The sequence below is a fragment of the Pseudomonas sp. IPO3778 genome (assembly GCF_013386825.1).
Taxonomy (GTDB): Bacteria; Pseudomonadota; Gammaproteobacteria; order Pseudomonadales; family Pseudomonadaceae; genus Aquipseudomonas.
Window position 1 is genome coordinate 12,650 of record NZ_JACARC010000008.1, and the last position, 16,890, is coordinate 29,539.

At 63.3% G+C, this 16,890-nt stretch carries 18 protein-coding genes; 1 reads left to right on the forward strand and 17 read right to left on the reverse strand.

From position 1 onward, the window contains the following. Positions 1-7 precede the first annotated feature (7 nt). The 7 genes from HX855_RS02030 to deoR form a co-directional block, all read right to left on the reverse strand. A complete protein-coding gene (locus tag HX855_RS02030; RefSeq protein ID WP_177085121.1) occupies positions 8-1,036 on the reverse strand; it encodes an ABC transporter permease in 1,029 nt (342 codons plus the stop codon). Further along, positions 1,033-2,529 (reverse strand): sugar ABC transporter ATP-binding protein, encoded by a 1,497-nt coding sequence (locus tag HX855_RS02035; RefSeq protein ID WP_177085122.1) that lies wholly within the window; start codon positions 2,527-2,529, stop codon positions 1,033-1,035. The genes HX855_RS02030 and HX855_RS02035 overlap by 4 nt, the downstream gene beginning before the upstream one ends. After that, entirely contained in the window at positions 2,522-3,508 is a 987-nt protein-coding gene (locus HX855_RS02040; protein ID WP_177085123.1) for a sugar-binding transcriptional regulator, read from the reverse strand. Before HX855_RS02040 ends, HX855_RS02035 begins: the two co-directional genes overlap by 8 nt. Then, positions 3,505-5,025, reverse strand: a complete 1,521-nt coding sequence (locus tag HX855_RS02045) for a ribulokinase (protein WP_177085125.1) — start codon at positions 5,023-5,025, stop codon at positions 3,505-3,507. The genes HX855_RS02040 and HX855_RS02045 overlap by 4 nt, the downstream gene beginning before the upstream one ends. Before the next feature lie 99 nt (positions 5,026-5,124). After that, positions 5,125-6,141 carry a galactitol-1-phosphate 5-dehydrogenase gene (locus HX855_RS02050; protein ID WP_309139797.1) on the reverse strand — a complete coding sequence of 339 codons (1,017 nt, stop codon included), beginning with the start codon at positions 6,139-6,141 and terminating at the stop codon, positions 5,125-5,127. A 93-nt stretch (positions 6,142-6,234) separates the two neighbouring features. After that, positions 6,235-7,209 (reverse strand): substrate-binding domain-containing protein, encoded by a 975-nt coding sequence (locus tag HX855_RS02055; protein ID WP_177085127.1) that lies wholly within the window; start codon positions 7,207-7,209, stop codon positions 6,235-6,237. A 166-nt stretch (positions 7,210-7,375) separates the two neighbouring features. Beyond that, complete coding sequence (deoR, locus tag HX855_RS02060) at positions 7,376-8,134, reverse strand: DNA-binding transcriptional repressor DeoR (protein WP_177085129.1); 759 nt, start codon at positions 8,132-8,134, stop codon at positions 7,376-7,378. 143 nt (positions 8,135-8,277) lie between these two features. Between deoR and deoC the strand changes: the two genes are divergently transcribed. Then, a complete protein-coding gene (gene deoC, locus HX855_RS02065) occupies positions 8,278-8,958 on the forward strand; it encodes a deoxyribose-phosphate aldolase (RefSeq protein WP_177085130.1) in 681 nt (226 codons plus the stop codon). Positions 8,959-9,105: 147 nt separating this feature from the next. Here the strand turns inward: deoC and HX855_RS02070 are convergent, their stop codons facing one another. The 10 genes from HX855_RS02070 to HX855_RS02115 all read right to left on the reverse strand — a co-directional run bounded on the left by HX855_RS02070 (position 9,106) and on the right by HX855_RS02115 (position 16,862). After that, positions 9,106-9,528, reverse strand: a complete 423-nt coding sequence (locus HX855_RS02070; RefSeq protein WP_177085132.1) for a hypothetical protein — start codon at positions 9,526-9,528, stop codon at positions 9,106-9,108. A 126-nt stretch (positions 9,529-9,654) separates the two neighbouring features. Continuing rightward, positions 9,655-10,065: a RidA family protein gene (locus HX855_RS02075; RefSeq protein ID WP_177085134.1), complete on the reverse strand. Its 411-nt coding sequence runs from the start codon at positions 10,063-10,065 to the stop codon at positions 9,655-9,657. A gap of 71 nt (positions 10,066-10,136) precedes the next feature. Next, positions 10,137-11,102: an agmatinase gene (locus HX855_RS02080; RefSeq protein WP_177085136.1), complete on the reverse strand. Its 966-nt coding sequence runs from the start codon at positions 11,100-11,102 to the stop codon at positions 10,137-10,139. A gap of 62 nt (positions 11,103-11,164) precedes the next feature. Continuing rightward, positions 11,165-11,932 (reverse strand): amino acid ABC transporter ATP-binding protein, encoded by a 768-nt coding sequence (locus HX855_RS02085; RefSeq protein WP_305729403.1) that lies wholly within the window; start codon positions 11,930-11,932, stop codon positions 11,165-11,167. Between the two features lie 12 nt (positions 11,933-11,944). Then, the gene (locus HX855_RS02090; protein WP_177085138.1) at positions 11,945-12,589 is read right to left on the reverse strand and encodes an amino acid ABC transporter permease; all 645 of its coding nucleotides are present in this window, start codon (positions 12,587-12,589) and stop codon (positions 11,945-11,947) included. A gap of 10 nt (positions 12,590-12,599) precedes the next feature. After that, positions 12,600-13,256: an amino acid ABC transporter permease gene (locus HX855_RS02095; protein WP_177085141.1), complete on the reverse strand. Its 657-nt coding sequence runs from the start codon at positions 13,254-13,256 to the stop codon at positions 12,600-12,602. Continuing rightward, complete coding sequence (locus HX855_RS02100) at positions 13,253-14,638, reverse strand: MmgE/PrpD family protein (RefSeq protein WP_177085143.1); 1,386 nt, start codon at positions 14,636-14,638, stop codon at positions 13,253-13,255. Before HX855_RS02100 ends, HX855_RS02095 begins: the two co-directional genes overlap by 4 nt. 2 nt (positions 14,639-14,640) lie before the next feature. Continuing rightward, on the reverse strand, positions 14,641-15,441 hold the full coding sequence (locus tag HX855_RS02105; RefSeq protein ID WP_177085145.1) for a transporter substrate-binding domain-containing protein: 801 nt from the start codon (positions 15,439-15,441) through the stop codon (positions 14,641-14,643). 66 nt (positions 15,442-15,507) lie between these two features. Then, positions 15,508-16,383 (reverse strand): MurR/RpiR family transcriptional regulator, encoded by an 876-nt coding sequence (locus tag HX855_RS02110; RefSeq protein ID WP_177085147.1) that lies wholly within the window; start codon positions 16,381-16,383, stop codon positions 15,508-15,510. Positions 16,384-16,673: 290 nt separating this feature from the next. After that, positions 16,674-16,862, reverse strand: a complete 189-nt coding sequence (locus tag HX855_RS02115; RefSeq protein WP_177085149.1) for a DUF1737 domain-containing protein — start codon at positions 16,860-16,862, stop codon at positions 16,674-16,676. Positions 16,863-16,890: the final 28 nt, after the last annotated feature.

Below are 16,890 nucleotides of genomic sequence, written 5' to 3' on the forward strand. Positions count from 1 at the left end.
GACCTCCTCAAGTACGCCCGGCGTAATGGTCGATCAACCGGTTGAGCAAAATCGCCAGCACGATGATCACCCCGGTGATCGCCATCTGATAGAACGAGCCCAGCCCCAGCAGGTTGAAGATATTGCGCAGCACCTGCAGCAGCATCACCGCCACCGCCGTCCCCACCACACTGCCGCGCCCGCCAAACAGGCTGGTGCCGCCCAGCACCACGGCGGCAATCGCATCCAGTTCCAGGCCTTGGGCAGCGGTGGGTTGGCCGACGTGCAGGCGTGAGGTCATCAATAACCCGGCGAACGCCGCCAGGCCGCCGCAGATGGCGAACACCGCAATCGTTACCGCACGCACCGGCACCCCCGACAGCCGCGCCGCCTCCAGGTTGCCGCCGGTGGCCAGCACGTACTCGCCAAACACCGTGTAGCGCAGCACCAGCCAGGCAATAACGGTGATCACGATAAAGATCAGCCCGAGCACCGGAAACGCAATGCCGGCGCTGGGCAGGATGTCGATCATGGCCGAACCGAACGACGTGAACCCGGCCGGCAGCCCGCCAATCGGCGCACCGTCGGAGGCCAGAAACGTCGCACCGCGCAATGAGACCAGCCCGGCCAGGGTGATGATAAAACTCGGCACCTTGCCAAACACCGTCAGGCTGCCCATCACCGTGCCAATCGCCAGGCCCACCAGCAAGGTAGCCGGCACCGCCAGCCAACCACTGACCTGCTGTTGCAGCAGCACCGCCACCAGAATCCCGCCGAAGGCACACACACTGCCCACCGACAGGTCGATATTCGCCGTGAGGATGACGAAGGTCATGCCGATGGCGACGATCCCGACAATAGCGCCCTGCTGGAACAGGTTGGCGATGTTGCCGAAGGTCAGGAAGTCGTCCGACAGGAACGTCGCCACCCCCACGGCAAACAGGAAAATGAACACGAAGTTGTAGCGCATCACCCATTCCAGCACCGCACTGCGGCGACGGCTGGCGAGGGCGACGGGCTTATCGAAAACCGGGTTTGGATTGCTCGCAATAGTCATGGTTCTACACTCGTTTTACCGATAAGGATGGCCTGGTCGATCTGGTCGCGGCTGGCAATCAAGGGGTCGAAACACAGCGCATTGCGCCCCTCGTGCATCACCCAGATACGGTCGCAATTGACATACAACTCATCCAGCTCGCTGCTGGCCACCAGCACCGCCGCGCCTTCCTGCGCGAGGCTGCGGGCCAGGGCGTAGAGGTCGGCCTTGGCGCCCACATCCAGGCCGCGGCTGGGTTCGTCCAGCAACAACAGGCGCGCGCCGTCGATCACCCACTTGGCCATGACCACTTTCTGTTGATTGCCACCGGAGAGCTGGCGCACCGGTTGCTCCAGGTTGTCGAGCTTGGTCTGCAAGCGTTGCAGCACCGGGCCGGCGCGGTCCTTGGCCTGGCGATGGGAAAACCAGCTCAAGTGCCGGGTGTGTACCAGGCAGGCGTTGCGGTAGATCGGCGCGTCCAGCAGCAGGCCTTCGGTCTTGCGGTTTTCCGGCACCAACCCGACGCCTTGGCGAATGGCCTGGCGCGAGGTCTGCGGGTGATAAGGCTGGCCGAACAGCTCGACATCGCTGTCGTTGCGGCCCACGCCAAACAAGGCTTTCAGTAATGTGCTGCGCCCGGCTCCGTTAAGCCCGGCAAGCCCGACAATTTCGCCCTGACGCACCTCCAGCCCTTGCACGTCCAGGCCCTGCTCACCCTGCAAGCGGCGAATGTTCAGCGCCAGGTTGTCCCGGGGCGCCTGGCGCGGGCTGCGTTCCAGCAGGTCGCGGTGTTCGCCGACCACAGCGGCGATCAGCGCCTGGTCATCAATCTGCGCCAGGTCATGGGTTTGCAGGGTTCGCCCGGCCCGCAGCACCGTGACCCGGTCGCCGATCTCGCGGATTTCATTCAGCCGGTGGCTGACATACAGCACCGCCACCCCGTCCGCCGTGATCTCGCGAATCACCTGGAACACCCGCTTGAGCTCAGTCTCGTTCAGCGCCGCCGACGGCTCATCCATCACCACCAGCCGGGCTTCGCAGGTCAGTGCCCGGGCAATGGCCGCCAATTGCTGGTTGGCAATCGACAGGCTGCCCACCCGGTCGGTACTCGAAAAATTCGCCCCCACCCGCAGCAGCGCGGCCTTGGCCAACGCACTGCGCTTGCCTCGGGAAATAATCCCGAAGCGCTGGGGCGTGTAGCCGAGCATCAGGTTCTCTTCGACGGTCATCTGCGGGATCAGGTCGAGTTCCTGATAGATCATCGCGATCCCGGCCTGACGCGCCTGTTGCGGGTTCTTCAACTCCACGCGCTGCCCGGCCACCGACATCTCGCCGCCGTCCGGGCGATGGGCGCCGGCGACGATTTTCAGCAAGGTACTTTTGCCCGCACCGTTGGCCCCCAGCAGGCAATGCACCTCACCGGGGCGAACGTCGAGGGACGCGTCGGTCAGCGCCACCACATTGGGTGGGAAACGCTTGCTGACATGACGGATATCCAGGGCCAATTCACTCATGATCCTGCTCCAGCAAATAGCGGGCGGTGGCCGCGTCGGTGGCCAGCACATTGACGTAGCCGGCCTTGACGCTGGCGTGGACGATGCGGTGCTTCTGCGGGCCGACGCACACGGCGATGGACCAGGCCTTGTCCCGCAACGCGGCCAACGGCAGGCCCAGGGTGCGGGCGTCGAGTTCGGGCATCACCGGTTCGCCGTCCATGCCGATAAAACGGCCCATGATGTCGCCGACAGCACCCAGGCGTTCCAGCGCTTCCAGCAATGGACGGTCGATGTAGCCCGACTCCATCAACACCGAATGATCGGACAACTCCCCCAGGCTGAAACACGCCACCGGCGCCTGTTGCCCGAGGTGCAATACCTGGGCAATCACCGGGTCTTGCTCCAGCGCTTCGCGAGTGTGGGCATGCCCGAGAATCGCCGGCACCGGCAACAACGTGGCCTGGCCACGGGCGGCCTGGGCGAAGCGTTCCGCCACGTTATGGCTGGGCTCGCCCATGGAGCGGGTATTGATCGCGCCGTTCAGCAGCACCACGTTGACGCCCTCGTTCCAGCGCGGCACCAGCCACTGGGCCATTTTGGTCAGGGTGCGGCCCCACGACACGCCGATCAGCGCCGGCATCGGCTGCAAATTGCACAGGTAGCGAGCAGCGGCCTGGGTCACCACGTTCAACGCAGTGTCGGCATCCTCCACATCCAGCACCAGCGCTTCACGCAGGCCGAAGCGCCGTTGCAACGCCACTTCGAGCTGCGGCAGGCGGGCCGAGCGGGCGACGATATCGATGCGCACCACCCCGCAATCCCGCGCTTCGCGCAGCAGGCGGCTGACTTGCCAGCGGGTCAGGCCGGTTTCCCGGGAGATATCGCTTTGGGTCTTTTCCAGGTCGTAATACAGCTTGGCCACCTGGACCATCAGGTCATCGCGCTGGGAATCCGCCGTCAACCGCGTGGCAAACGCTTCTTCTGAATGGGCACTCATGCGGCCGGCCTTACGCCGAGCGTGCGGTTCGCCGGCGGTTTGCAACTGATAGGGGCGACGCTGTCGGTGGCGGCGCGGTAACGGCCCAGCAGCTCGATGTATTGCTCGTGGGCGTAAGGGTCGGGTTCGATCAGCCGGCCGATGGTGGTGAAGTCGGTGGCCGCTTCCTGCAAGGTGCCGAATTCGCCCAGGGCGCAGGCGGCAGCGGCGGCGGTGCCGATCAGGGTGAGGTTGTCGTGGGGCACCATTTCGAACGGCACGCCGGTGGCATCCACCGTGGCCTGCAGCCACAACGGGTTCTTCTGAAAGCCGCCGGCGGCGACCACGCGAGTGATCTCGATGCCTTCGGAGCGCCAGGTATGAAAGATGTTTGCCGAGCCCAGGGCTATCGCTTCCACCGAGGCGCGGTACAGGTCATGCCGGTCATGGTTCAGCGACAGGCCCATGATCGCCCCGCGCATGTCCGGCGAGCGGTACGGCGTGCGGTTGCCCATCCAGTAGTCGAGCACCAGCAAGCCGGTGGAGCCTGGTTTCAGTTCCGCAGCCTGGCGGATCAGGCGCTGATGCCCGGCATCGTCGAGGCCGAACATCTTTTGCGCCAGCCAGTTGAGGATCGAACCGGCGGAGACTTGCCCGCCTTCCATCAACCATTGACCGTCGAGCAAAGCACCGGGGTACGGCCCCCAGATGCCCGGCACGTCAATGCGCTGCGGGGTGTGCATCAGTTGCACCACCGACGTACCGCCGATGAATAACAGCTCGCCGGCGCCGGTGGTACCGGCACTGAGCATTGCCATGTGGGCATCGATGCCCCCCTGGGCCACCAGGGTGTCGCGGTTCAGGCCCAAATGGCTGGCGGCATCGGCGCTCAACGGGCCGATCCGCCCGCCCACCTTGATCACGTCCTGAGGAAGTTTTTGCGCCAGTTCCGGCACCCCCAGCTCCGCATACAGCTCCACCGGGAAACGCTGCTGCAGGGTGTCGTAGTTCCACTTGCAGCTGGCATTCAATTGAGAGGCCACCCAGCGCCCGGTCAGCTGAAAATTGATCCAGTCCACCGCTTCGCAGATGCGCTCGGCACGCTGGTACACCTGGGGCTCGTGCTCGGCCAGCCACATGGCCTTGGGCACCAGCCATTCCACCGCGTCACCGCCCTGGTTCATCATCGGGTGGCTGATATGCGCCGTGCGCGCCGACTCGGCAGCGGCGCGGCAATCCATCCATAACAGTGCCGGGGCCAGGGGTTGGCCGTCTGCCTGGGCGACCACCACCGTGGAGGCCGTGGTGGCGACGCACACTGCCGCCACCTGCGGGTGCCCGGCCTGGGCCATCAACTGCCGGCAGGCCTTGCCCAATGCCGACCACCAGTCCGCCGGCGCCTGCTCGGCCCAGCCCAATTGCGGGTATTGCGTGGCATACGACGCCTCGGCGACGTGCACCAGTTTGTGGCTGTGCAGGTCATACAGCCCGGCCCGCACCCCACCTGTTCCGAAATCCAGTCCCAACAACAAGGTCATCGGTAGTCCTCCTGCGTCTTGTCACGACGACGCTTTTTGTTTTAAGCCCGGCAACGCTCGGCGCTGTCGGGCTTGGCGACACACAGCAAACAGCCTGGCTCAGGGACGGAAAATCACCTTGGCCGCCACTTCGCTGCGATCGGCATAGCGCTTGAACATCGCCGGCAATTCATCCAGCGGCAAATCGTGGGTAATCATGAACTGCCACTGCAGTTCACCGGAAGCCAGCTTGTCGATGGAAGCCGTCCATTCGTCACCCGGGAAAGGTGCCGAGAACGAGTTCCAGGCGCCGTGCAGGGAAACTTCCTGGCGCAGGAAGTGCGAAAACGTCGCGGTGGTCAGGGCCACTTCACTGGTGGGAATACCGATAAACACCACGTGGCCGCCGGCCTTGGTCAGTTGCACGGCCTGGTTGATGGAGCTGGGGTGGCCTGCGGCTTCAATCACCAGTTGGCAACGCGGCAGCTCGGCATCTGCCGCACCGCTGAGCAGGGTGTGGGTGGCGCCGGCTTCCCGGGCCATGGCGAGTTTTTCTTCGGCGATGTCGATGGCGACGATGTCCTTGGCGCCCATGATCCGCAGCCATTGAATCGCAAACAGGCCAATCGGCCCGCAACCCACCACCGCCCCGCTCTGCCCGGCCTTGAAGTCGGCTTTCCAGATCGCATGCAGGGCAATCGCCGCCGGGTCCACCAGGGACGCGGCAATCGGGTCCATGCCTTGGGGCACCTTGATCAGGTTGCTCAGGGGCACATTGACGTACTCGGCATACGCGCCATCGCGGCGGCTGCCGAAGTAATCGTAGCGCTCCGAACGGGACGGAAAGCCACGGGCGTATTGGTCGCTGGTGACATCGGGAATCATCGGCGGCACGGTCACCAGTTCGCCAATGGCATAGCCTTCGACACCGCTGCCGATCTCTTCGATAAACCCGGCAAATTCATGGCCGCAAATCAGCGGCATCACATGGGCGCCCTTGCTCAGCATCCGCGGGATATCCGAGCCGCACACGCCGCAGGCCGCAACCCGGACCAGCGCATGGCCGGCCTTGACCGCCGGTTTTGGAACCTCTTCGACCCGGATATCGCCCGGTTGGTACATGACGGCAGCTTTCACAGTGAATTCCTCTGTTGAGTGACGAGTGCGTTCGAACAGGCACCTCCCACAAGAGGTGCCAGTAAAAATCCATAGGGTGACGGCGCAGAACCGTTAGAGCGCGCCGGGGCGGTATTCGCCGAAGGTCGCGTCATGCTTGACCTCGGCCACATTGGCCTTGGTCACCACCTGGGTGCCGGCGTCGATAAAGTTCGGCACCGATTTGCCGGCGGCCAGGGCCCGGGCCGCCTCAATGGCAACCTCGCCCAGATAGCGCGGGTCGTTGAGGGCGGTGGCCACGTATTGATCACCGCTCTGGATGGCATTCAAGGCTTCGGACAAACCGTCGATCCCGGCCACCAGCACGTCTTTCTTACCGCTTTCGGTGAGCACTTGCAGCGCGCCCATGGCCATGTCGTCGTTATGCGCGATCACCGCCTTGAGGTCGGGGTGGGCTTGCAGCAGATCCTGCATCGCGGTCACTGCGTTGGCGCGCATGTATTCGCTGTAGGGGCCGTCGATGATCTTGAAGTCGGTACCGGCCAGGGCGGTGTGGAAGCCCTTGCGGCGTTCTTTCATCACGGTGCCGCCGGCGTCGCCCTGGATCTCGATGATCTTGCCCTGGGTCACGCCGCGCTGCTTGAGGGCGGCGAGCAAGGCTTTGCCGGACAGCTCGCCCATCTCGGCGTTGTTGCGGCCGATGGTGGTGGCCACCGGCGCGTTGATGGCGCGGTCAACGGCAATCACCGGCACCTTGGCGCGCTTGGCGGCTTCGAGGGCGGCGCCCACGGCGTCGGGGTTCACGGCATTGATGATGAGGATGTCGACCTTGCGGGTCAGCAGGTCCTGGATGTCGTTGTTCTGTTTGCTGATATCACCGTTGGCGTCGAGGAAGATCAACTCGTCGCCGCCTTTGGCCGCTGCGGCCTTGGCGCCATCGCGCAGTTGTACATAGAAGGGAGATTGCAGGGTGACCTGGCTGAAACCGATCTTCAGATCCTTGGCCTGGGCGTTCAGCGCCAGCGCCGAGGCCGCGACAGCCAGTGCAAGGGCCAGCACATGAACAGGTTTACGGGCTATCTGGAGCATGGTGATTCCTATTTTTATTGTTGTCAGGACTCGGGCATGGCCTTCAGGGAGGCCACACACACAAATGTGAACCGCGATCACATTTGAAAAACTATGCCTTGCACCGGAGGGTGTCAAGGCTAATTTGTTAAATTCCAAACAAATGAAATAAAAATCACATCAGTGCTCAGATCAGCAGAATCGCCCCGCTGTCCTGGATCACCTGCTGCTGTGCCGCCTCCAGGCCAGGATCGCTGATCACCCGCTGGAAGTCCGACAGCTCGGCGAAGTGCGCGGCACGCACCTCGTCGAATTTGCTGTGGTCGGCCACCAGCACACAGGTTTGTGCCCGCGCCATGACCCGGCGTTTGACCTCTACCTCGTTGAGGTTGTAGCAGGTCACACCGTGGGCCGCGCTGACCCCGGCCGCGGAAATAAACGCCCACGCCACGCGGATGCCATCAAGGATGCCCGCCTCGGCATGGCTTTCGAAAACCATGTTGCGCCGGTGAAAGGTGCCGCCGCAAAGGATGATGGTGCAGTGGGGCTTTTGCTGGAGCTTGAGCAATACGTTGAGGGAATTGCACAGCGCGGTGAACTCCAGGTCATCCGGCAACGCCTCGATAATGAACGGCGTGGTGGTGCCGCAATCGATAAACACCGTGTCACCCGGCCGCACCAGGCTCGCGGCCAGCGCGCCAATCTGGCGCTTCTCGGCGACGTGGCGCTGGTCCTGTTCGGCCACCTGGTAATCAGGCTCCGGCGGCCCGCTGCGGGTGACGTGGCCGCCCAGCAAGCGCAGGCCCTGGGGGCTGTCTGCCAGGTCCCGGCGCAGGGTCATTTCCGATACGCCAAGCAACGCGGCCATGTCCCGCAAGTGAATCGCCGACTCGCCCTGCAAGGCCTTGTGCATGGCCCGAAATCTTTCGCTTTTCTTTGAATCCACTGCGTTCCAACCCTCGTTGACTGCGCGCCCTTGATCAGGGCGGTCACAAATTCCATTTACAATGTTATTTATTTCACATTTAATGCATCCAACTTAACACAAACCGGCTTTTCCCAGCACCTCATCCTGACAGGACACTTGCCATGCCGACTGACCCGTTGCCGCTCGCGGCCTATATCGATCACACCCTGCTGGCCGCCGATGCTTCCCGGGCGAGCATTCGCCAACTGTGCGCCGAGGCGCGCGAGCATGGCTTCAAGTCCGTGTGCGTCAACAGTGCCAACGTGCCCCTGGCCGCCGAGTGCCTGCGCGACGCCACCCCGCTGGTGTGTGCCGTGGTGGGTTTCCCCCTGGGTGCGGGCTTGAGTGCAGCCAAGGCGTATGAAGCAAAGCTGGCGATCGAGGCCGGTGCCGGCGAGATCGACATGGTGCTGAACATCGGCTGGCTGAAGGACGGCCTGCTGGATCAGGTTCGCGACGATATTGCCCAGGTACTGGCGGCCTGCGGCGCGGTGCCGCTGAAAGTCATCCTCGAAACCGGCTTGCTGGATGATCAACAGAAAACCGACGCCTGCACCGTCTGCCGCGAGCTGAACGTGGCATTCGTCAAGACCTCCACCGGCTTTGGCCATGGCGGCGCGACGTTGGCGGATGTGCGCCTGATGCGTGGCGTGGTGGGTGGGCAGATCGGCGTGAAGGCTTCAGGCGGCGTGCGCGACCTGGCGACAGCCCAGGCCATGATCGAAGCCGGCGCCACCCGGTTGGGCAGCAGTTCCGGGATCGCCATCGTCAGCGGTGCAAAGGCGGCTGCGGGCGCTTACTGAAATGAGTGCAGTGGGCGCCCTTTCACGACTCTTTCACAGTCGGGCGCTTATGGTCACCTCAGCTCCTGGTGAAAACCTTTAAGCCCGCGCTCCCCATCGCGGGCTTTTCTTTGCCTGGGATTTGCCCCTGGCGAGCGATGCTGCGTCTCAGGCGGTGGTGCTGACCATTGAGCCGCTACTGCTTCCACCCTCGGACGTGAGGGCCTGCAACAACGCGGCGGTAGCCGACTGCAAGGCCGCCGCCGTCGACGCGATCTGCGCCTGTGCCGCTGTCACCGCGGCTGCCTTGGCATCCGCGCTTTGGTGGCTGGCCTGGGCTTTTTGCATGTTTTGCTGCTGCTCTTGAAGCTGCTTTTGCAACTCCGCAATTTGCTTCTTCAGTGCCTTGACGGCATCGGAGTCCTGGGAAGTCGAGGTCGCCTGGCCCGCCCCTGCGGCAGGTGAACTTTTAGCATCGGTGCCCGGGCTGACACTGGCGGTTCCAGAGGCTTCAGTCTTGGTGCTATCAGCCGCAGGGGTGGTGCTTGGGCTGACGGGGACTGAAGCGGCACTGCTCACGTTAGTTATCATGCTGAATGTCCAATTCCGGTATTGATCTGAATACATCGGCGCTTGCGCGAATTACTTTAACGCGTTAACCGCAGTAATGCCCGGGCTGGCGGTGATCATCCCGAAAGTGGTTGGCCATGTCCCTGCTCAGCCGGGAATCACCGCAATCACGTCGATTTCCATCAACCATTGCGGCTGGCCCAACGCAGACACCACCAACCCGGTGGAGATCGGGAACACGCCCTTGAGCCATTGACCGACGACCTGGTACACCTCTTCCCGGTAGCGCGGGTCGATCAGGTAAATGGTGATTTTCACAATGTCCTGCAACTGGCTGCCCGCTTCCTCCAGCAGTTGCTTGACGTTTTTCATCGCCTGTTCGGCCTGCGCCCGGGCATCGCCCAGGCCGATCAGGTTGCCGTCGAAGTCGGTGCCCAACTGGCCCCTGACGTACACCGTATTGCCGGCGCGAACGGCCTGGCAGAGGTCGTTGTCCAGCGACTGATTGGGGTAAGTGTCCTTGGTGTTGAACATCCGGATACGCGTATGAGTGGGCATGAATGACCTGGCTTTATCGACACGAAAAATGATTGAGAGACGCCGTTTCCGGACCCGGAAACGGCTCGGTATCACAGCGGCGGCGCGTCGAAATAATCCGCGCGCACGGCGGCGCCGATCAGGTTGACGATCAACCGGCCGGCCGTGATGCAACTGATGTTATTGACGTCTGTCGTCGGGGTGATCTCGACGATGTCCATGCCCACCACCTTGCCTTTGTTGACCAATCCATGAATCAGCTTGCGCATTTGCACGTAGGTGATGCCCCCCAGTGCAGGGCCGGCGACCCCCGGCATGATCGACGGGTCGAGGCCATCGGCATCAATGGTCAGGTAGTAGTTGCCGTTGTCGGGAATGCGGTCGAGCACCGATTGCATGCCGTTGTCATGCACCTCATAAGCGGTGATCAGGTGCGCGCCGTAGTCCACCGCGGCCTGGAAATCTGTCTGCCGGCCACTGCCCTGGGCCCGCAGGCCAATCTGGAAGATTTCGCTGATGTGTTCCATCTCGGAGGCACGGCGGATCGGGCTCGACAGGCCGTCGCGCACGCCGTTGATTTCATCCCGCCAATCCAGGTGCGCGTCGATGTGGATAAGGGTGATCGGCCCCCGCCCTTCATAGGCCCGCAGGATCGGGATCGGGATGCTGTGATCGCCCCCCAGCACAATCGGCATGGCGCCCGCGCCGAGGATCTTGCGTACCGCCTGCTCGGCCCGCAGGCCATGGCTGCTGAGGTCGCTGGGGTCGGCGGGCACGTTGCCGCAGTCGACGACTTTCAACGCACGGTTGTCGTAGATCGGGCCGCCCACGTCGAAGTCGTAATGGTGCAACGCGCGGCAGATACGGTCGCTCATGGCGCGGATGGCATCCGGCGCCCGGCTTTGGTCATTGGTGATGTGCTCGGCCACGTAGGCCTTGCCGAAGGGCATGCCGATAATCGCGACGTGAGCATCAAGCTGGTCGAGGTCGGTACAGATCGGCGACCACAGGAAGCTCTGGTGTTTTTTCGAGGGCGGTACAGTCAATGGGAAATCCATGGGTGTCTCCTGAACGGGCAGTGGGAAGGCAGGACAAACGCGTGAAATCTCGGGCCGGGTGATCAACCTTCCATGGACAGGAAGCGTCGCAACTCAGCGGTTTTCGGGGCGGTGAACAGGGTCTCGGGGTCGCCGGCTTCATGAACCAGGCCTTGATGCATAAAAATCACCCGGTCGCTGACCCGCCGCGCAAAGGCCATTTCGTGGGTGACCATGATCAGCGTCATGCCCTCCCCGGCCAGCCCTTCGACGACGTTCAGCACCTCGCCCACCAGCTCAGGGTCGAGGGCCGAGGTGATCTCGTCGCAGAGCAATACGTGGGGGTTCATCGCCAGGGAACGGGCGATCGCCACGCGCTGTTGCTGGCCACCGGAAAGCTGGTCGGGGAAGGCTTCAAAACGGTCCCCCAGCCCCACCCGATCGAGCAATTTGCGCGCCTGCTGTTCGGCCCCGGCACGGGAGGCTTTCTGCACCAGGCGCGGGGCGAGCATCACGTTCTGCCCGGCAGTCAGGTGCGGGAACAGATTGAACCCCTGGAAGATCATCCCGACGTTCTGGCGCAGCTCGCGCATGGCTTGGCGGTCGTCGTGGCGGATCGGTTGGCCATCGACCACCACGCTGCCTTCCTGGAAGGCTTCAAGGCCGTTCAGGCAACGCAGCAGCGTGCTTTTGCCCGAGCCGCTCTTGCCGATGATGCAAACCACTTCCTTGCGGGCGATCTGCAGGTCGACGCCCTTGAGCACTTCGTTGCTGCCAAAGCGTTTGCGCAGGCCGCGGATATCCACCAAGGCAAACTCGGCCCTGGGGTCATGGGTGTGGGACGGATTCATATCGGCAAGCCCCTATCGGCGAAGTTTCTGTTCAAGTACGCGGCTGTACCACGACAGCGGAAAGCACAGCGCGAAGTACATCAGCGCGACCGAGCCATAGATAAGAAAGGGTTGGAACGTGGCATTGGTGATGATCTGGCCGGCGCGGGTCATTTCGACAAACCCGATGACCGAGGTCAGCGCCGTCGCCTTGACCACCTGCACCATGAAGCCGACGGTGGGCGCAATGCCGGCGCGCATCGCCTGGGGCAGAATCACGTAGCGCATCTGCTCGCTGAAGCTCAGCGCCAGGCTGGCGGAGGCTTCCCATTGGCCGAGGTGCACGGACTCGACGCTGCCCCGCCAGATCTCGGTGAGGTAGGCGCTGGCGTACAGGGTCAGGCACACCGACGCGGCCACCAACGGCGTGGTTCTGACACCGAACATGGCCAGGCCGAAATACACCAGGAACAATTGCAACAGCAGCGGCGTGCCCTGGAACAACTGCACGTACAGCATCACCAGCCCGCGCACCAGGCGGTTGCCGGTCAGGCGCATGACCACCAGCAGCGCCCCAACCAAGCCCCCGCCGATAAACGCGATCAGCGACAGGCCAATGGTCCAGCGCATGGCCAATAACAGGTTGCGGGCGATATCCCAGGCGGTGAATTCGAACATGGGTTTTCCCTCAGCGACCGAAGATAAAACGCGGGCCGACCCAGTTCAGCAGGCGGCGCAAGGCGATGGCCAGCAGCAGGTACAAGCCCGCCACCACGATGTAGGTTTCGAAATTACGGAACGAGTTGCTGGCGATCTGGTTGGCGGCGTAGGTCAGCTCTTCGGTGGAGATCTGGCTGCACACGGCCGAGCCGAGCATGATGATGACCATTTGGCCCACCAGTGCCGGCCACACCCGCTTGAGCGCCGGTGGCAGGATCACCCTGGAAAAAATCTGCCAGCGGTCCAGCGCCAGGCTTTGCGCCGCTTCGATTTGCCCATCGGGCGTGGCCTCGATGCCCGAGCGGGCAATTTCGCTGACATAGGCCGCCAGGTTGATCACGTTGGCCAGGATCGCGGCGGCCAGTGCCGTCATTTTCAGCCCCAGGGCCGGCAGCCCGAAGAAGATGAAGAACAACTGAATGATGAACGGGGTATTGCGGATCAGCTCGACGTACAGCCCCACGGTCCAGCGCGCCCAGCCGGGGCCTTTGCTGCGCACCACGCCGCAGGCGATACCCAGGGCCGTGCCGAACACCGCGGACAACAGCGTGAGGCACACCGTCAACAGCAACCCGTTGAGCAACAGCGGCCATTGGGTCAGTACCACAGAAAAATCCAGTGTCATGAGTCGCTCTGCTCCAGCGCATGTGAGTCAGGCAGAAGGTGGCGTACCCGGGGGATACGCTCCAGCTGTTCCAGGTGTTCAAGCAGTGCCTGGGCTTGCGCGGCGGGCATTGCCAGGGTGGCGCAGGCCATGAACTTGTCCCGCAGTTGCGCCTGGGACAGCGGGTTGGCCGCCGAGCCGAGGGGCCTTGCGCAGAACCGTTCGACGCAGCTGCCGTCAGTGCGCACCACCTTGACCCATGCGCCTTCAGGGGCTTGTTCCATCAGTGCGGTGTTCCAGCGTTCGCTACTGTGCATGCGCACCCGCTGCATCAGGCGCTGCATGTCCGGGCGGTTGATGGTTTGCGGCGTCAGCGCGGCGAGGGTGATGTCTCCCAGCAGGCACGTGCCGGCCATGGCGAAGGGCATGCTGAATTGCGCTTGCTGGCGCTGGGTGGGCAAGGCGTGGGTCAGGTTCTGGATCACGATGGGCGGGACGTCGCAGAGGATGTCGGCAATCTCCGTGACCGCGACCGCGCCGCTCTCGAGCATGTCCTTTAACGCATCCACCGCGGCATGGGATGACAGGCACAGCGGGAGGCGTTTTATGTCGACGCCCGGGTCCAGCAGGCTCCAGTGAACACCGGGCAGTGGCAGCGCCTTGAGCACGCCCGCGTTGAACATCGCCGCCAGGCCATTGGCATGTTCGACGAGGTCCACCGGCCCGCGACTGCCCTGCTCCGCCAGCAACGCGGCCATTACGCCGGCCTCGCTGGTACGCCCGGCCATCAGGGCCTTGGCGTCGGTGCCGAAACCGGCTTTCATGGCGGCCGTGGTGCACAGGGCAATCCCCAGCGCCGAGGCGGTACGTTCGGCATCGAGCCCGAGGGCGTGGCACGCCGCGGCGCAGGCGCCCACCACACCGAGCAACCCGGTGGTCCACCAGCGGCGCTCATAGAGCTGCCCCGTCAACGCCTTGGCCAGCGCGTATTCACACTCCGCCCCCACCACAAACGCCGTCAACAGCGCCGCGCCATCCAGGTCGCGCATCTGCGCCACGGCCAGGGCCGCCGGCAGGATCACCACCGAACCATGGACCACGCCCGGGTAGCAGTTGTCGTCAAAATCCAGCGCGTGCCCGGCCGTCGCGTTGACGAAGGCCGCTGCCGGCGCGCTGAGGCGTTGGACATGCCCCGGCAACCCTGAATGACCGGCGGCGCTGACGGCGAGGCTGATGGTTCGCGCCTGGGTCGCCACATCACTGTGACTGCCCGCCAGCGTGACCCCCAGGGTATCGATCAGGCAGCGCTTGGCCGCGTGCCGCACCGCAGGCGGCACTTGCGCAAGGCGCACGGTCGAGCTCCAGCGCGAGAGCGCAACGAGGGTTGGGGTAAGGTCGCTCATGGTTACTCTGGAAGCTCACCGGCCGGGGCGCCCAGCCATTTTTGTGAAATCGCGTCCAGCGTCCCGTCCGCCTTGGCCGCCCGAATGATCTCGTTGACCTTGGCCCGCAGCTCAGGCTGATCCTTGTTCATGCCGATGTAGTTCGGCGAGTTGGACAGCACCACCTTGAGGGCGATATCCAGGTTCGGGTTTTTCTGCTTGAGGGAGGCCGCGACGGTGGTGCCGATGGCAACCATTTGGGTCTGGCCCGACATGAACGCGGAAATGGTGCTGTTGTTGTCCTCGAAACGCTTGGCCACGGCCAGTGGCGCGGTGTCGGTCAGCTCACGGTCCTGCATCGAGCCGCGGGTCACCGACACTGACTTGCCGGCCATGTCGGCCAGGGATTTGACCGGTAACCCCGTGGCCCCAAACACCGCGTCGAAGAACGGCGAATAGGCGATGCTGTAGTCGATTACCTTCTCGCGCTCGGGGGTCTTGCCGAGGGACGAGATCGTGAAGTCGGCCTTGCCTGACTGGATGTAGGCCACCCGGTTCGGCGCCGTCACCGGCACCAGCTCAAGCTTCACCCCCAGCTTGTTCGCCATCAGGTTGGCCACGTCGATGTCCAGGCCCTGGGGCATCATGTCGGGGCCCACGTAACCGTACGGCGGGTAGTCCACCGGCACGGCCACCCGCAGCTCTTTGCTGTCAAGAATGTGCTTGAGCGCATCCCCGGCCTGCACAAACGGGCTGGAAAACACAGCGCAGAGGGCGGTCACGAGGAGGGTTGTCTTAAACGGCTGGCGCGGGTTCAGGTTCATGCGGGTGCTCCAAGGATTAAACGGCTCAGGATTCGAAAACAGCGGCAGGTTAAGGCGATCGACCGTTCACCCAAGGTCCCACCACTCGCCGAGGCTCAGCAGCTGTTCTTCGGTGTGGGTGACCGAGGCTTCGGTGTTCTGGCTGGAGCTGGCCGACATCAACGCCACCAGGATTTCGCTGACCAACATGGCCGGGACGATGGTGTCGTAGAAGGACGGGGTCTGGTTTTTCACAATGATGGTTGCCGCCGCCAACCGCGCGGTGGGCGACGTGACGCTGTCGGTGATGGCGATGACGCGCACACCCTGCTGGTGCAGGTAATTGGTCAAGGTGATCAGGCGCCGGGAATAGCGCGGCAGGCTGCACACCAGTGCGACATCCTTCGGGCTGGTCTGGTTGATGATCGACATCACGCCGCTCTCGCCGGCGCCTTCCACCAGGCGCACGTTCTTTGCGAAATACGAGGCCACGTGGGAGAACTGAAACGCCACGCCGAACGACGAGCGCATGCCCAGACAATAGACCTGGCGGGCCCCCGCCAGCAGCGCCACCGCGCGGGAAATCGATTCGAGGTTGTCCTGGCTGCACATCAGCTGGATCTGTTCGATGGCGTTGTTGGCCATGTCCTCAATCACCCGGTGCGCGCCGACGCGTTGCTTGAGTTCCACCAGGTCGTGGGCCCGGGAACCATAAGCACTGTTATGCCCGCGCAATGAATCGATGAACACTTCCCGCAGCTCGTCATAGCCGGCCATGCCCACGCGCTTGGCCAGGCGGGTCATGGTCGAAGGCGGCACATTGGCCAGGCGTGCCAGATCACGCATGGACATCACCGCGACTTCGTGCGGGTTATCCAGGATGAAACTGGCTGCCGCACGTTCCTGCCGGGGGAACGTATCGAACTGCTGTTTCAGGTGGGCGCAAAGACGGTCACGGTCCATCGGCATAACCACGAATGAAGGCGGAAGATGCAGGTGAATTTGCAACAGCTGTGCCATAAAAAAATCGACTGATTCAAATGAACCAGTATTCGCCGGGCGTGTTTCGGCACAGATGGCACGGGCTCAGTCGGCTGCCACCCGAATTCGATTGGGCTGATTCATTCTTTGATTCGCTTGGATCAGCGGGCGGCGGATGGAGGGGCTGTGACGACCGTGCAATTGACGGCAGGTGCGGGGGTTTACGCGTTCAGATGGTGCGGCGCACCGGCGTGGTGCGGTGCGCCGGCGGGTTATTTGCCAGGGTTCCAAAGCACTGCCTGCGCCACCACCACGTATTCGCCGTTGAAGGTGGCCGCTGGCGAACCGTAAAGTTCGTAACCCAACGCAAGGGCTTCAGATACCCGGTGACAGAAGGACGCGTCGTCCTTGCCGGTGAGAATGCGATAGCGGGGCAAGCCTTCGGGAGGGGAGTTTTGCATGGGAGTACCTGCTGGAAAGGTTTCAGTC

What these genes read in the sequence shown, in the direction of transcription:
- deoC (WP_177085130.1), top strand. Translation starts at nt 8,278, where the DNA reads ATGCCGACTGACCCGTTGCCGCTCGCGGCCTATATCGATCACACCCTG.
- HX855_RS02090 (WP_177085138.1), bottom strand. Translation starts at nt 12,589, where the DNA reads ATGTTCGAATTCACCGCCTGGGATATCGCCCGCAACCTGTTATTGGCC.
- HX855_RS02055 (WP_177085127.1), bottom strand. Translation starts at nt 7,209, where the DNA reads ATGCTCCAGATAGCCCGTAAACCTGTTCATGTGCTGGCCCTTGCACTG.
- HX855_RS02030 (WP_177085121.1), bottom strand. Translation starts at nt 1,036, where the DNA reads ATGACTATTGCGAGCAATCCAAACCCGGTTTTCGATAAGCCCGTCGCC.
- HX855_RS02070 (WP_177085132.1), bottom strand. Translation starts at nt 9,528, where the DNA reads ATGATAACTAACGTGAGCAGTGCCGCTTCAGTCCCCGTCAGCCCAAGC.
- HX855_RS02080 (WP_177085136.1), bottom strand. Translation starts at nt 11,102, where the DNA reads ATGGATTTCCCATTGACTGTACCGCCCTCGAAAAAACACCAGAGCTTC.
- HX855_RS02035 (WP_177085122.1), bottom strand. Translation starts at nt 2,529, where the DNA reads ATGAGTGAATTGGCCCTGGATATCCGTCATGTCAGCAAGCGTTTCCCA.
- HX855_RS02115 (WP_177085149.1), bottom strand. Translation starts at nt 16,862, where the DNA reads ATGCAAAACTCCCCTCCCGAAGGCTTGCCCCGCTATCGCATTCTCACC.
- HX855_RS02075 (WP_177085134.1), bottom strand. Translation starts at nt 10,065, where the DNA reads ATGCCCACTCATACGCGTATCCGGATGTTCAACACCAAGGACACTTAC.
- HX855_RS02110 (WP_177085147.1), bottom strand. Translation starts at nt 16,383, where the DNA reads ATGGACCGTGACCGTCTTTGCGCCCACCTGAAACAGCAGTTCGATACG.
- HX855_RS02040 (WP_177085123.1), bottom strand. Translation starts at nt 3,508, where the DNA reads ATGAGTGCCCATTCAGAAGAAGCGTTTGCCACGCGGTTGACGGCGGAT.
- HX855_RS02100 (WP_177085143.1), bottom strand. Translation starts at nt 14,638, where the DNA reads ATGAGCGACCTTACCCCAACCCTCGTTGCGCTCTCGCGCTGGAGCTCG.
- HX855_RS02105 (WP_177085145.1), bottom strand. Translation starts at nt 15,441, where the DNA reads ATGAACCTGAACCCGCGCCAGCCGTTTAAGACAACCCTCCTCGTGACC.
- HX855_RS02085 (WP_305729403.1), bottom strand. Translation starts at nt 11,932, where the DNA reads ATGAATCCGTCCCACACCCATGACCCCAGGGCCGAGTTTGCCTTGGTG.
- HX855_RS02045 (WP_177085125.1), bottom strand. Translation starts at nt 5,025, where the DNA reads ATGACCTTGTTGTTGGGACTGGATTTCGGAACAGGTGGGGTGCGGGCC.
- HX855_RS02095 (WP_177085141.1), bottom strand. Translation starts at nt 13,256, where the DNA reads ATGACACTGGATTTTTCTGTGGTACTGACCCAATGGCCGCTGTTGCTC.